At 69.1% G+C, this 12,912-nt stretch carries 12 protein-coding genes; 1 reads left to right on the plus strand and 11 read right to left on the minus strand.

The window, feature by feature from the left end; genetic code table 11:
• Positions 1-15 precede the first annotated feature (15 nt).
• The 11 genes from BLU08_RS09605 to BLU08_RS09655 all read right to left on the minus strand — a co-directional run bounded on the left by BLU08_RS09605 (position 16) and on the right by BLU08_RS09655 (position 11,698).
• On the minus strand, positions 16-1,554 hold the full coding sequence (locus BLU08_RS09605) for a peptide chain release factor 3 (protein ID WP_090198812.1): 1,539 nt from the start codon (positions 1,552-1,554) through the stop codon (positions 16-18).
• Positions 1,555-1,667: 113 nt separating this feature from the next.
• Positions 1,668-4,082 (minus strand): phenylalanine--tRNA ligase subunit beta, encoded by a 2,415-nt coding sequence (gene pheT, locus BLU08_RS09610; protein ID WP_090198815.1) that lies wholly within the window; start codon positions 4,080-4,082, stop codon positions 1,668-1,670.
• Complete coding sequence (pheS, locus tag BLU08_RS09615) at positions 4,079-5,218, minus strand: phenylalanine--tRNA ligase subunit alpha (RefSeq protein WP_090198817.1); 1,140 nt, start codon at positions 5,216-5,218, stop codon at positions 4,079-4,081. The genes pheT and pheS overlap by 4 nt, the downstream gene beginning before the upstream one ends.
• 102 nt (positions 5,219-5,320) lie before the next feature.
• Entirely contained in the window at positions 5,321-6,226 is a 906-nt protein-coding gene (locus tag BLU08_RS09620; RefSeq protein ID WP_233995926.1) for an AraC family transcriptional regulator, read from the minus strand.
• Between the two features lie 90 nt (positions 6,227-6,316).
• Positions 6,317-7,255: an AraC family transcriptional regulator gene (locus tag BLU08_RS09625; protein ID WP_090198823.1), complete on the minus strand. Its 939-nt coding sequence runs from the start codon at positions 7,253-7,255 to the stop codon at positions 6,317-6,319.
• Positions 7,256-7,374: 119 nt separating this feature from the next.
• Positions 7,375-7,734 carry a 50S ribosomal protein L20 gene (rplT, locus tag BLU08_RS09630; RefSeq protein ID WP_090198827.1) on the minus strand — a complete coding sequence of 120 codons (360 nt, stop codon included), beginning with the start codon at positions 7,732-7,734 and terminating at the stop codon, positions 7,375-7,377.
• 47 nt (positions 7,735-7,781) lie between these two features.
• Positions 7,782-7,985 carry a 50S ribosomal protein L35 gene (gene rpmI, locus BLU08_RS09635; protein WP_090198830.1) on the minus strand — a complete coding sequence of 68 codons (204 nt, stop codon included), beginning with the start codon at positions 7,983-7,985 and terminating at the stop codon, positions 7,782-7,784.
• Positions 7,986-8,229: 244 nt separating this feature from the next.
• Complete coding sequence (locus BLU08_RS09640; RefSeq protein ID WP_090198833.1) at positions 8,230-8,634, minus strand: gamma-glutamylcyclotransferase; 405 nt, start codon at positions 8,632-8,634, stop codon at positions 8,230-8,232.
• 7 nt (positions 8,635-8,641) lie between these two features.
• A complete protein-coding gene (locus BLU08_RS09645; protein WP_233995927.1) occupies positions 8,642-9,406 on the minus strand; it encodes an SDR family NAD(P)-dependent oxidoreductase in 765 nt (254 codons plus the stop codon).
• A gap of 61 nt (positions 9,407-9,467) precedes the next feature.
• The gene (locus BLU08_RS09650) at positions 9,468-10,829 is read right to left on the minus strand and encodes a sensor histidine kinase (RefSeq protein WP_090198840.1); all 1,362 of its coding nucleotides are present in this window, start codon (positions 10,827-10,829) and stop codon (positions 9,468-9,470) included.
• 98 nt (positions 10,830-10,927) lie between these two features.
• Positions 10,928-11,698: an inositol monophosphatase family protein gene (locus BLU08_RS09655; RefSeq protein ID WP_090198843.1), complete on the minus strand. Its 771-nt coding sequence runs from the start codon at positions 11,696-11,698 to the stop codon at positions 10,928-10,930.
• A gap of 258 nt (positions 11,699-11,956) precedes the next feature.
• On the opposite strand from BLU08_RS09655, the gene BLU08_RS09660 reads away from it, so the two are divergent.
• On the plus strand, positions 11,957-12,910 hold the full coding sequence (locus tag BLU08_RS09660) for a helix-turn-helix domain-containing protein (protein ID WP_157674503.1): 954 nt from the start codon (positions 11,957-11,959) through the stop codon (positions 12,908-12,910).
• The last annotated feature ends 2 nt before the right edge of the window (positions 12,911-12,912 follow it).

Genomic DNA, 12,912 nt, shown 5'->3' on the forward strand with positions numbered 1-12,912 from the left:
ACGGGACCGCCGCCGTTACCGTTCCTTCGTTGCGGAAAAGGTCAGTTCCGGGTTCCTTTCGACCTGGTAGTTCACGTCCCACGGGCTCTTCGCCATGAAGACGAGGTCCCCGTCGCGGTCCCGCGCGAGGTTGGCGCGGTTGAAGCTCTCGAATTCGTCGAGGGCCTTCCGGTCCCCCTTGATCCAGCGCGCGGTGGCGAACGGCGCGGGCTCGAGCGCGGCCTCGACCTTGTATTCGACCGAGAGCCGATCGACGAAGACCTCGAGCTGGAGCTGGCCGACCACGCCGATGATGTGGTTCGCGCCGATCTCGGGATAGAACACCTGGATGACGCCCTCTTCGGAAAGATCGTCGAGCGCCTTTCTCAATTGCTTGGTCTTGGTCGGGTCCTTCAACTGGACGCGGCGCAGGATTTCGGGCGCGAAATTGGGCAGGCCGGTGAAGCGCACCTCGTTCCTTTCCGACAGGGTGTCGCCCACCCGCAGGGTGCCGTGGTTGGGGATGCCGATGATGTCGCCCGCCTCGGCGGTGTCGGCAAGTTCGCGGTCCTGTGCGAAGAACAGGATCGGCGAATGGACCGAGATCGGCTTGCCCAGCCCCGAGGGCGTGAGCTTCATGCCGCGCCTGAAGGTGCCTGAAACCTGCCGCATGAAGGCGATGCGGTCGCGGTGGTTGGGGTCCATGTTCGCCTGGACCTTGAAGATGAAGCCGGTCACCTCGTCCCGGTCCGGCGCGACATGGCCCTCGCCCGCGGGCTGCGGGCGCGGCGGCGGCGCATGGGCGGCGATCGCGTCGATCAGTTCGGCGATCCCGAAATTCTTGAGCGCGCTGCCGAAATAGACCGGGGTGAGATCGCCGCTGCGATAGGCCTCGGCGTCGAATTCGGGATAGCCGACCTGCGCGAGCTCCGCCTCCTCGGAGAAGTTTTCGGGAATGTCGGGGTTCTCCTCGCGCCGGCCGAGGAATTCCTTCGAGGGACCTTCGGGACGGGCCACCGCCCCGCTCGCGAAATCGAGGATGCCCTGGAACTGCCCGCCCATCCCGATCGGCCAGCTCTGCGGGCTCACGTCGAGCGCGAGCATGTCGGCGACTTCGTCGAGCGTCTCGAACGGGTCGCGGCCCTCGCGGTCGACCTTGTTGACGAAGGTGATGATCGGGACCGAGCGCAGGCGGCAGACCTCGAACAGCTTCCTCGTCTGCGGCTCGATCCCCTTGGCCGCATCGATCACCATGACGGCGGAATCGACCGCGGTGAGCGTGCGATAGGTATCTTCCGAGAAATCCTCGTGGCCGGGCGTGTCGAGCAGGTTGAAGGTGATCGTTTCGCCGTCATACGCCTTCTGGAAGGTCATGACCGAACTGGTGACCGAAATGCCGCGCTGCTGTTCGATCTTCATCCAGTCCGACCGCGCCCGCCGCGCCGCCCCGCGCGCCTTGACCTCGCCCGCAAGGTGGATCGCACCGCCCTGCAGCAGCAGTTTTTCGGTGAGCGTGGTCTTGCCCGCGTCGGGGTGCGAGATGATGGCGAAGGTGCGGCGCGAATTGGCGGTCATCCGCGCGCCGATAAGCTGCTATGGTCGCCGCGTCCACAGCCGAGCGGGATGGCGGCGCCCGCCGGGGAAACGGCGGGAAACGGGGGCGACGCGCGCGGGTGAGCCGCCGCGCCCTATCCCCTGAGTTCGGCCCCCAGCTTCGCGGCCGCCGCGACCACCCTGTCGGCAATGTCCTTGAGCTCGGCTTCCTTGTAGCTCCTGTCGGCGGGCTGGAGCGTCACCTCGATCGCGAGCGATTTCCTGCCGTCCGGCACGCCCTCCCCGGTGAAGAGGTCGAACACCCGCGCGGCGACGATATTCGCCTTGTCCGCCCCCTGCACCGCGCGCACGAGGTCGCCTGCGGGCACGTCCTCGGGAACGAGGAAGGCGAAATCGCGCGTCACCGCCTGCAGCGCGGGCGGGATGAAGCCTGGGCGCGCGAAACTGGCGGGGCCTTTCGGGGCCTTCTTCGCCGGGATCGCATCGAGGAAGAGCTCGACCGCGGCGATCGGACCATCGAGGTCGAAGGCCTTGAGCGTCGCGGGATGCAGCATCCCGAACCGGGCGAGCACGTTCTTCGGCCCGAGCCTGTAGGTCGCCGATTGCCCGGGATGAAACTGCGCGCCCGCCTCGCCCATGACCATGAGGTTGCCGGTGGGCGCCCCCGCCACGTCGAGCAGCGCCAGCGCGGCGGCCTTGGCGTCGAAGGCATCGAACGGCGCGGGCTTGCCCGTCGCCCAGCCGCGCGGCGCCTTTTCGCCCGCCAGCACGATGCCCAGTGTCGCCCGTTCGTCGCTGGTCCCGTCGCCTGCCCGGAAATAGCGCCGGCCGAGTTCGAACAGCCGCGTCGAGGCCGCGCCGCGATCGGCATTGCGCTTCGCCGCCATCAGCAGGCCGGGCAGGAGCGAGGGGCGCATCACCTTGAGGTCTTCGCTGATCGGGTTCTCGAGCGTCCAGGGCGTCTCGCCCTCGGGCGCGAAGCGGGTCGCCGCGGCTTCGGGGAGGAAGGACCACGTCACCGCCTCGTCGAGCCCGCTCGCCGCCGCCGCGCGGCGCAGGCGGCGTTCCATCACCTGCTGCGCCGTGGCGGTGGGACGGGCGACGCCTTCGCCGCGAGGGAGCGCGACGCTTTCCACCCTGTCGAGGCCGTGAATGCGGACGATCTCCTCGACGAGGTCGGCCGGCCCTTCGATGTCGTGGCGGCGCAGCGGGCAGGTCACGTTCCACTCGCCGTCGACCGAGAAATCGAGGCTTTCGAGAATGCGCCTCTGTTCGTCCCCGGACACGTCGATGCCGCCCAGCCGCTTCGTGAGGCCGGTATCGAAGGCGAGCACCTTCGGCTCGGCGGGAGGCGAACCGGCGCGCACGACCTCGCTCGCGGTCCCCCCTGCGAGTTCGACGATGAGCCCGGTCAAGAGGTCGAGCCCGGTGTCGAGGAAGGCCGGGTCCACGCCGCGCTCGAAACGGGTCCGCGCATCGCTTGCCAGGCCGAGCCTGCGCCCGGTCACGCCGATGCGGGCGGGATCGAAATAGGCGATCTCGAGCAGCACGTCGGTCGTATCCCCGCCAACGCCCGAATTCTCGCCGCCCATGATGCCGGCGATGTCGTGGACCTCGCGTTCGTCGGCGATCACCACCATGCTGTCGTCGAGCGTGTAGGTCTTCTCGTTCAGCGCGAGCACCTGTTCGCCCGGCTTCGCCCGCCGCGCATGGACCGCGCCATGCAGCTTCGCGCAGTCATAGGCGTGGGCGGGCCGGCCATAGGCGAGCATCAGGTAATTGGTGAGATCGACCAGCAGCGAGATCGGGCGCTGGCCCGCGCTCTTCAATCGCTGCTGCAGCCAGTCGGGCGAGGGGCCGTTCCTCACGCCCGTGACGACGCGGCCGTAAAAGGCCGGGCAGCCTTCGGGATCGTCGGTGCGGATTTCGACGGGGCACGCGCCCGACGCCTCGAATTCGGGGACCGCGATCGGCTTCAGCGTCCCCAGTCCCGCTGCGGCGAGATCGCGCGCGATCCCGTAAACGCCCATGCAATCGGGTCGGTTCGGGGTCACCGCGACCTCTATGACCGGCGAGGAGCCCTGGTAATCGGCGAAGGAATGCCCCGTGGTCGCATCCTCGGGCAGTTCGAGGATGCCCTCGTGCGAGTCGCCCATGTCGAGCTCGCGCACCGAGCACATCATGCCGGTCGATTCGACCCCGCGGATCGCGGCCTTTTTCAGCTCCATGCCGCTTGACGGTACCACCGCGCCCGGCAGTCCCAGCACGCCCTTCATGCCGGCCCGCGCATTGGGCGCGCCGCACACCACCTGCAGCGGCTCGCCGCCATTGACGTCGGGCCCCGCATCGACGGTGAGCACCTGCAGCTTGTCAGCATCGGGGTGCTTTTCTGCGGTCAGCACGTGCGCGACGCGAAACCCGGCGAGCTTGTGCGCCGGGTCCTCGACCCCCTCGACCTCAAGCCCGATCGCGTTCAGCGCGTCGGTGATTTCGGCAAGGGTCGCGTCGGTTTCGAGATGGTCCCTGAGCCAGGCGAGCGAGAACTTCATGGCCGCACCCCCACCCCGGCGGAAAGCGTCGGCTGATCGAACGGCGAGAAGCCGTAATGCTTCAGCCAGCGCGGGTCCCCGTCGAAAAAGGCGCGCAGGTCGTTCATGCCGTACTTGAGCATCGCGATCCGGTCGATCCCGAGCCCGAAGGCGAAGCCCTGCCATTGCCCGGGATCGATCCCCGCGAATTCGAGCACGCGCGGATTCACCATGCCGCTGCCGCCCAGCTCCATCCAGTCATGGCCTTCATCGTCGCCATGCCCGCCGACGACACGGCGACCGCCTTCGTTGGAATAGCCGACATCGACCTCGACGCTGGGTTCGGTGAAGGGGAAATAGGACGGGCGCAGGCGCAGCACGATGTCCTCGCGTTCGAAAAAGGCCTTGAAGAAGGTTTCGAGCGTCCATTTGAGGTGGCCGAGATGAATGTCGCGGTCGATCACCAGCCCTTCGACCTGATGGAACATCGGCGTGTGGGTCGCGTCGCTGTCCGAGCGGTAGACCCGCCCCGGCGCGATCAGGCGAAGCGGCGCGCCCTGTTCCAGCATCGAGCGGATCTGCACCGGGCTAGTGTGGGTGCGAAGCAGCATTCGGCCCGTCTGGCCTGCCGCTTCGCTGCTTGCGGCCGAATGCTTGCCGGCGGGCGCGGCATCGGGGAAATAGAACGTGTCGTGCATCGCGCGCGCGGGGTGGCTTTCGTCCATGTTGAGCGCGGTGAAATTGTGCCAGTCGTCCTCGATCTCCGGCCCGGTCGCGACCGCGAAGCCGAGGTCGGCGAAGATCTCCGCGAGTTCGTCCATCACCTGGCTGACCGGGTGGATGCTCCCCCTCGGGGTTTCGGGCGCGGGCAGGGTGAGATCCACCGTCTCGCCCGCAAGCTGCGCTTCGAGCGCCGCCGCCTCGAGCGCGTCCTTCTTGGCCGCGATCGCATCGGCGATTTCGGCCCGCACCGCCTGGATCGCGGGGGCCGCCGCCTGGCGTTCGTCCGGGCTCATGGCCCCGAGGCTCTTCAGCGCGAGGCTCACCCAGCCCTTCTTGCCGAGCGCGGCGACGCGCGCCGCGTCGAGCTCGGCGAGGGCGGTCGCGGCATCGATCTGGCGCAGCGCTTCGTCTTTGCGGGATGTGAGGTCGGTCATGGATTCGGCTTCGATCGGCGATGGTCGGTAAGGAAGCCGGTCCGCTAGCGGCAAATGGCGCGCCATGCAAAGCGCTTTGCCCGGACGCCGCCGGGCGCGCGCTCAGGAGCCGGATTCGGGCGCGTGGAGACCCTGCACCGCTTCGCCCGCGATCTCCATCCGCGCGCGCGCCGCCGCGACGAGGAAAGGCTTCTCGAGCTTCGCGTATTCGCTCGGGTTCATCCCCATGAACCGCTTGAAGTCGCGCACGAAATGGGCCTGGTCATGGTATTGCCCGTCGAGCGCGTCGAGCCATTTGAGCGAGGGATCGAGCATGAACTGCGCGAGGCTCCGCAGGAACCGCTGGCGGCGCAGCAGCAGCTTGGGCGGAAAGCCGAAGGCACGCCGGGTGAGCCGTTCGAGCGAGCGCACATTCATCCCGACCCGTTCGGCCAGCTCCGCGACCGTGGCGAGATCGGGATCGACCAGCGCCGTGCTGATCGCGCGGATCGGCCCGGCCAAACGGGCCCGGGACGCCCCGCTGCCCGCGAATACGCGCTCCATGTGCGCCTCGATGAGCGCGAGGCTCTCGGCGTAATCCTCGCTCGCGGCGAGCGCGCGGGCGAGCGGGTGGAAGGGGGCGAAGGCCCGGTCGGCAAGGCCGTCGACGAAGCGGTCGGCGTAATCTCCCGCCGGCGTGGCGATCAGCGCCGCCCAGCCGGCCGGCATCAGCCCGATCCCCCACATCCGCCCGGTGCCGAAGCGGAACCGCGCCGGGCGGCTGGTCGGCCCGGTCACGGCGAAAGCGGGCACGGCGGTGAGCACCTCCCCGCCGATGGCGCTTTCGCAGGTGCCCGCGGAGATGAAACGCAGGTTCGCCCATTCGGGATGAAGGTAGTCCTCGACCACCGGCTCGCGTTCGGAACAGCGCACCTCGACGTGGTAATAGGTGGTCACGAACGCCCGCAGCTCCGCGCGCGGCATGGCGAAGCGCAGGGTGATCGACGGCCCCATCCTCGATTGCGTCACCTCGGTCCCCCCTTCCCTGCAGCCATCGCCGCCTCCCTCGCCTAAGCGCCCGCCGGGGAGGATGAAGCGATCACTCCGGTCGGTCCCCGGTCAGCGCGCGGGTCTGTCGAGCGTCTGCGCCGCGCTGCCCCAGGCCCTGGCCCGAGCCCGGACGAAGGCGGACAGGATCGGGTGGTCGAGCGCGGCGTATTCGCGCGGGCTCATCGCCATGAACTCGCGGAATTCGCGGCTGAACTGGGCCTGGTCGTGGTAATGCCCGTCGATCGCCTCGCTCCAGCGCGAACCGTCCCGCAGCATGAAGGCGGCAAGGCTCCGCATGAAGCGCTGGCGGCGCATGAGGAGCTTGGGGGAGAAGCCGAAATAGCGGGTGCAGACCCGCTCGAGCGTGCGGATGCTCATGCCCCCCGCATCGGCGAGGTCGCCGACCGTCGCGCATTCGCCCGCGACCAGCGCCGCGTGGACGCGCATGATCCGCGGCTCGTCGCGATTGGGCCGCATCAGGCGGTCCATCGCTTCGAGGATCGCGGCGTGCTGGTCCTCGAGGCTCGCCTGCGGGTCGCACAGGATCTCGGCGAGCGGGGCGAAGCGGGCGAAGGCGGGATGGCGCTCGCCGTCGCACACCACGTTGGCGAGGTGCTGCGCCTCGGCCTCGATGAAGCGCGCCCAGCCGAGCGGCATGAACCCGACGCCCCACATCCGCGACGTGCCGAGGCGGAAGCGGCACGGGCGCGAGCTCGGCCCGGTGGCGGTGAAGCGGCAGGCCTCCACCCGCGATGCGCCGATTTCGGCGAAGGGCAGGGCGCCCGCGAAGAAGCGGATATTGCCCCATTCGGGCTGGAGCTGGTCCTCGACCGTGCCGCCCTCCCCGGCATCGAGATCGAGGTGGTAGAAGCTGGTGAAGCAGCCCTCGAACCGCGCGGGCGGGGGGAGAAAACGGCTGCGGACGAGCGGCGCCCTGCCCCCGATATGGGTGCCCCCGACACGGGCCGGATCGCGCACGCTCGCGCGGAACAGATCGACATCCCCCATGCGCGGAACTCTGCCGCAGATGAGGGGTCTCGACAAGAGGAGAACGGCGGGGCCCCGCCGCCCCGGCGGTTGCCGGGGCGGGCCGGGACCCTTTCGCAGCGCAGCCGCAGGGCGGCGCGTCAGGCGGGAAGCGCGTCCTTCGCCTGGGCGATGATCGCCTTGAAGGCGGCTTCCTCGTTCATGGCGAGGTCGGCCATCACCTTGCGGTCGAGCTCGATCCCGGCGAGCTTCACGCCGTGCATGAACTGCGAATAGGTGAGCCCTTCGGCGCGCACGGCGGCGTTGATGCGCTGGATCCACAGGGCGCGGAAATTGCGCTTCTTCACCTTGCGGTCGCGATAGGCGTACTGGCCGGCCTTCTCGACCGCCTGGCGGGCGATGCGGATGGTGTTCTTGCGGCGACCGCGATAGCCCTTGGCCTGGTCGAGAATCCGCTTGTGCTTGGCGCGCGTGGTAACGCCGCGCTTGATACGAGGCATGGTGGTATATCCTTCTCTTCGTTCAGGTGGCCGTCAGCCCCTGAAAATCAATCGAGCCCGTAGGGCGCCCATTTCTTGACCGTCTTGGTGTCGGCCTCGGAAAGGACGGTGGTCCCGCGGTTCTGGCGGATATACTTCGCATTGTGGCTGATCAGGCGGTGGCGCTTGCCCGCGACCCCGTGCTTGACCTTGCCCGTGGCGGTGATCTTGAAGCGTTTCTTCACACCGCTCTTGGTCTTCATCTTGGGCATTTTCATCTCCTCATGTCAGAGACACATCGGATCAGCCCTGGCAGCCCTTGTCGCCAGGCCGAACCTTCAATTCGTGTGTCAGGAAGGAGCGCCACATAGCGTTTTCGCGCCGCTTTGCAAGCGATTCGGCGGGGTTGGTTGAGCCGGTTCATTCGTCTCGCGCCCCGGCGCGCCGTTTTCGCAGCACTGCGCGCCGGCTTGGCCCGGGGCGGAACATGACGCGCCCGCCCCTTCGGGAAAGCCCCTATGCGCCGGCATAGGCGGAGCGCCGGGTCTCGGCCAGCCAGGCCGCGAAATCGCCGTGGGCGATGGCCTGCGCGCCCGCGGGCAGGTCGCCGGTCCAGACATAGGCCTGCGCCTCGCTCCCGCCCGCTGCCCAGCCATCGACCCGGACCGCCATGCGTTCGTATTGCGGCCCCTCGAACGCGTCGAGCACGGCGAGGTCGACCTCTCCCGCATCGTGCAGCGAGCCGACCACGTTGGTCGCGTGGCCTGCGCGCGTCAGCACCAGCGCGGGATACCAGCCCGCCGGATCGGGAATGGCGAACAGCGCGCCCTGCACGCTCGCCTGCGACCCGAGGCCCAGCCCCGCGAGGAAGGGCCAGTCCCCCACCCCTTCGCGCAGCACGCCGTAGAAGAACAGACGCATGGCAAGGCTACTCCTCGTAGATCATTTTTACGGTCATTCCGCCGTCGACGGTGAGATGCTGGCCCGTCACGAAGCCCGCGCCAAGCAGGTATTCCACCGCGCCCGCGATGTCCTGCGGTCTGCCGACCCGGCCCGCCGGGTGCTGCGCGCGGTCCTTCTCGCGGTGTTCGACCTCCTCCCGCTCGCTTTCCTTCTGCCAGTCGCGCGTCTCGATCCAGCCCGGGCGGACCGCGTTGACGCGCACCTGCGGCCCGAGCGAGACCGCCATCGCGTGGGTCAGCGCGTCGATCCCGCCCTTGGACGCGGCATAGGCGAAGCTTTCGGGCTCGCTCATCACGCTGCGGGTGGAGGAGATGTTGACGATGTTTGCCGCTTCGCCGGTCACGCGATGCGCCTCGCGCAGCAGCGGCAGGGCCGCGCGCGAACAGAGGAAGGCGGCGGTGAGGCTCGCATCGATCCACGCCTGCCAGTCGGCAAGGGCGAGATCCTCCAGCGGGCCGCAGAAGGGATCGGCGATCGCGGCGTTGTTGACCAGCGCCGCGAGCGGGGCCTTGCTGCTCCACGAGGCGATCGCTTCGAAGGCGATGGCGACCTCGCGCTCGGAGGAAACGTCGCCGGGAAGGCTCAGCAGCCGTTCGGGCGGCGCGCGCCCGGCCAGTTCGGCGAGCGCCTCGGCATCGATGTCGAGCGCGGCGACCCGCCAGCCCCGTTCGAGGAAATGGAGGGCAAGAGCGCGGCCAATGCCCTGCGCGGCCCCGGTGATGGCGATCATGCGGTCCATGCGGCCCCAACGGGCGAGGCGGCGCGGCGTGCCCGGCCACGCACACCGGACATCAGCCGGGCGGCGCCAGCCGGTAGCAAAGCCCTTCGGCCTCGAGGTCGATCTCTGCGACGAGGCCGAGCGTGCCGGGCACGATCCGTTCGAGCAGCATCGAGCCGAACCCGGTCCGCTGGTCCTGCGCCTCGCTCACCGGCGCGCCGCCACGCTCGCACCAGCGGAATTCGGACAGGAACCCGTCCGCGTCCGGGGCGAACCGGATCGCGATCCGCCCCCCGGCCCGCGCCAGCGCGCCGTATTTCGCCGCATTGGTGACGAGTTCGTGCATCCCCAGCGCCAGCATCGGTGCCTGCCGCGCGCTGACCAGGGTCGGCGGCCCCTCGATCTCGAACCGCTCCGCGCCCAGTTCCATGCAGGCGGCGAGCTCGTTCACGAGCAGGTCGCGCAGGTAGATGTCCGACCACTCGGTTCTCAGCAGGGTGTCGTTCGCCCGCGAAAGCGCGCGCATCCGGTGGTCGAAGCTTTCGAGAAACCCCGGAAGGTCCGCGCTCTGCGAGGCGATCAGGCGGCTCAGCGACTGGACGTTGGCGAAGATGTTCTTCACCCGGTGCTGCAGTTCGGCGAAATGGATCTCGCGCTGGCGTTCCGCCTTGCGCTGGGCCGACACGTCGACCCCGGAGGCGACGATCTCGATCACCGAGCCGTCCTGCGCCCTGAGCGGGGCGAGCTGGACGTCGATCTCCATCCGTCCGTCGTCGGGGATTCGCGCGATGCAGTCGCTGCGCTGGAATTCCCCTGCGAGCGCGGCCTCGGTGATGCGCCTGACATGCGCCTGCATCCCCTCGTCATGGGTCCACCACGGGCAGTCCCAGAACTTGCGCCCGGCGACATCCTTGCGCTTCACCCCGGTGACGCGCAGCGCCGGGGCGTTGACGTTGAGCAGCGTGCCTTCGCCATCGAGGTTCGCGAGGAAGAAGTTGAGGTTGTCGGCGACATCGCGGGTCCGCCTGCTTTCGCTCTCGATCGCGCGGACGAGGCCCTCGCTCCGCCCGGTCTCGTGGACGACACAGCCGACCATGCGCCCGCCGCAGCCGTCATCAAGGGGGAAGTAATCGACCTCGAACTGGCGCACGACCCCGGGATGGGCGGGGGTTTCGGCGCGGACCGTGTGGCCGAGGCTCGGCTCGCCGCGGTCGAGCACGCGCTGCTGGACGCGGCGGATGACCCCGTCGACATCGGGCACGATCTCGTCCTGGCGGCGTCCGATGTGGGCGTGGGCCGGATGGCCGTTGATCTCGGCCAGCGCGCGGTTGACCCGGACATAGCGAAGGTCGCCATCGAGCAGCGAGAATCCCACCGGGGAGTTGTCGAAGAAGGCTTCGAGCTCCGCGCGCTGCGGCTCGAGTGCGAGGTCCATGTCGGGCCGGCCTTTCCGGTTCGATGCGAACCCTGCGGCTAGCCCAAGGCGCGGTGGCGAACCTTAACAAATGTTTCCGCCTCCCTCGGGCCGGCGGATCAGCTCATCGCGTCGAGGATGTCGTCGAGCCGGGCCGGGTCGCCGAGCGCGATCACCCGGCCGTCCGAGCCCGCGTCGAGCGGGTTGCCCATCCAGTCGCTCATCATGCCGCCCGCGCCTTCGACAACGGGGACGAGCGCGGCGAAATCGTGAAGCTTGAGGCCCGCCTCGATCACGCAATCGATATGGCCCGAGGCGACGAGGCCGTAATTGTAGCAGTCCCCGCCATAGATGATCTTGCTCTCCGCCACGGCCCTGGCGACGCCCATGAAGGCATCGACATCGTCGCCCGCGAACTGGTGCGGGGTGGTCGTGCCGAGCACGGCGTCGGACAGGTCCTTCAGGGGGCGCGTCGCCGCGGGCCTGCCGTTGAAGGTCGTGCCTTCCCCGATCCGCCCGACCCAGCGTTCCTGCGCGATCGGCTGGTCGATCACGCCGAGCACCGGCCAGCCGTCCTGCACGAGCGCGATCAGCGTACCGAAGATCGCCCGCCCGGCGATGAAGCTGGTCGTGCCGTCGATCGGGTCGAGCACCCATTGGCGCCCGGCGCCCTCGTTCCGTGTCCCGTATTCCTCGCCGATGATGCCGTCGGCGGGGCGATGCGCCTCGATCAGGGCGCGCATCGCGGCTTCGGCGGCGCGGTCGGCCTCGGTGACGAAGCTGCGGTCGGCCTTGCGCTCCTCGGACCAGGCGCCGCGGAAGAAGGGCCGGATCGCGGCCCCCGCCGCATCGGCCAGGGCAAGGGCGAGCGCGTGGTCGTCTGCAGTCATGAAAAGCCGCCTTCCTTTCGCGGGCAGGATGAAGTCGCGTTCCCTTAGGCGATCGCACGCGGGGTGGTAATCCCCCGCCCAACGGCTTTCCCCGCACCCCGCACAATTACGGCGAGGCGCAAATAGTGAACCTTCACACTTGTGAAAGACACTGCCGCGGCACTATATTACTGTGCTGGGGTTTGGTGGGGGGTGATGCCGGGTAGTGGTCGCAGGATAGACGGTGTCGAGCCGCGCTCGGGCGCGACGGCGGACGGTATGCCGCTGTCGCTCAATCGCGCGCCCGCGCCCGATCTCGATCCGTGGGTGGGCCGGGTCGTGGTCACGCGCGTCGACGTGCCGCCCGATTTCGAGGTTTCCTGTTCGGTCTTCAACGACCTCGCCTACAGCCGGATCGTCCTCAAGGGCGACTGGCGGGCCACCACGCCCGACGGCAAGGTCTGCGTCGAGCGAGGACCGGTGCTGGTGGGCCCGCAGTCGCGACGCATGGACATGACCTGCCGCGGCAGTTTCGCGACCGTCAACATCGGTTTCCGTCCGGGCGCGCTCGCCTGCCTGATCGACACCCCGCTGGACGCGCTGGTCGACCGGGTCGAGCTTGACGACCCGCTCGGCCTTGCGGACGGGTACGCGCCCGATCTCGGCTACCCGGCGGACGCCTCGAGCGAGGAGCTCGCGCTGATGGTCGAGGACCGCGTGCGCGCCTTCATCCGCCGCAAGCGGCCGCGCCACCCGGACCCGATCAGCCGCGCCTTCGAGGCGGCGAGCTTCGTCGATCCGACCATCCGCCCCGGCGAATTCGCCGCCCGCCACGACATCAGCCTGCGCCAGGTCGAACGGATCGTGCGGCGCGATTTCGGGATGACCCCGCGCACCGCGCTGCGCCGCGCGCGGGCGATGGACCTTGCCTGCCACATGCTCGGCATTGCCGATCGCCAGGAAGAGCAGGAATTCCTGCTGCGCTTCTTCGACCAGTCGCACCTGATCCGCGAGTTCCAGTGCTTCTTCGGGGTCACGCCGCAGGCCTTCCGCGCGCGCCCGCGGGTCCTGCTGACCCTCAATCTCGAAGCGCGCGCGGCGCGGCGGCTGGAGGAACTCGTCCGCATCGCCCCCGGCGCGCGGCGCCCCCGGCACGAGCGCACGGAGGAGGAAGAGGAGGAGCAGGAGGAAGAGGCGGCGACCCGGGCGCAGAAGCGGCGGAACGAGTCCTGACG

The organism is Erythrobacter sp. HL-111, from assembly GCF_900105095.1.
Taxonomy (GTDB): Bacteria; Pseudomonadota; Alphaproteobacteria; order Sphingomonadales; family Sphingomonadaceae; genus Erythrobacter.

Coding starts and splice junctions, on each gene's coding strand:
- BLU08_RS09625 (WP_090198823.1), bottom strand. CDS start 7,255: ATGGGGGATGTCGATCTGTTCCGCGCGAGCGTGCGCGATCCGGCCCGT.
- BLU08_RS09655 (WP_090198843.1), bottom strand. CDS start 11,698: ATGACTGCAGACGACCACGCGCTCGCCCTTGCCCTGGCCGATGCGGCG.
- rplT (WP_090198827.1), bottom strand. CDS start 7,734: ATGCCTCGTATCAAGCGCGGCGTTACCACGCGCGCCAAGCACAAGCGG.
- BLU08_RS09640 (WP_090198833.1), bottom strand. CDS start 8,634: ATGCGTCTGTTCTTCTACGGCGTGCTGCGCGAAGGGGTGGGGGACTGG.
- rpmI (WP_090198830.1), bottom strand. CDS start 7,985: ATGCCCAAGATGAAGACCAAGAGCGGTGTGAAGAAACGCTTCAAGATC.
- pheT (WP_090198815.1), bottom strand. CDS start 4,082: ATGAAGTTCTCGCTCGCCTGGCTCAGGGACCATCTCGAAACCGACGCG.
- BLU08_RS09650 (WP_090198840.1), bottom strand. CDS start 10,829: ATGGACCTCGCACTCGAGCCGCAGCGCGCGGAGCTCGAAGCCTTCTTC.
- BLU08_RS09645 (WP_233995927.1), bottom strand. CDS start 9,406: ATGATCGCCATCACCGGGGCCGCGCAGGGCATTGGCCGCGCTCTTGCC.
- BLU08_RS09605 (WP_090198812.1), bottom strand. CDS start 1,554: ATGACCGCCAATTCGCGCCGCACCTTCGCCATCATCTCGCACCCCGAC.
- BLU08_RS09660 (WP_157674503.1), top strand. CDS start 11,957: ATGCCGCTGTCGCTCAATCGCGCGCCCGCGCCCGATCTCGATCCGTGG.
- pheS (WP_090198817.1), bottom strand. CDS start 5,218: ATGACCGACCTCACATCCCGCAAAGACGAAGCGCTGCGCCAGATCGAT.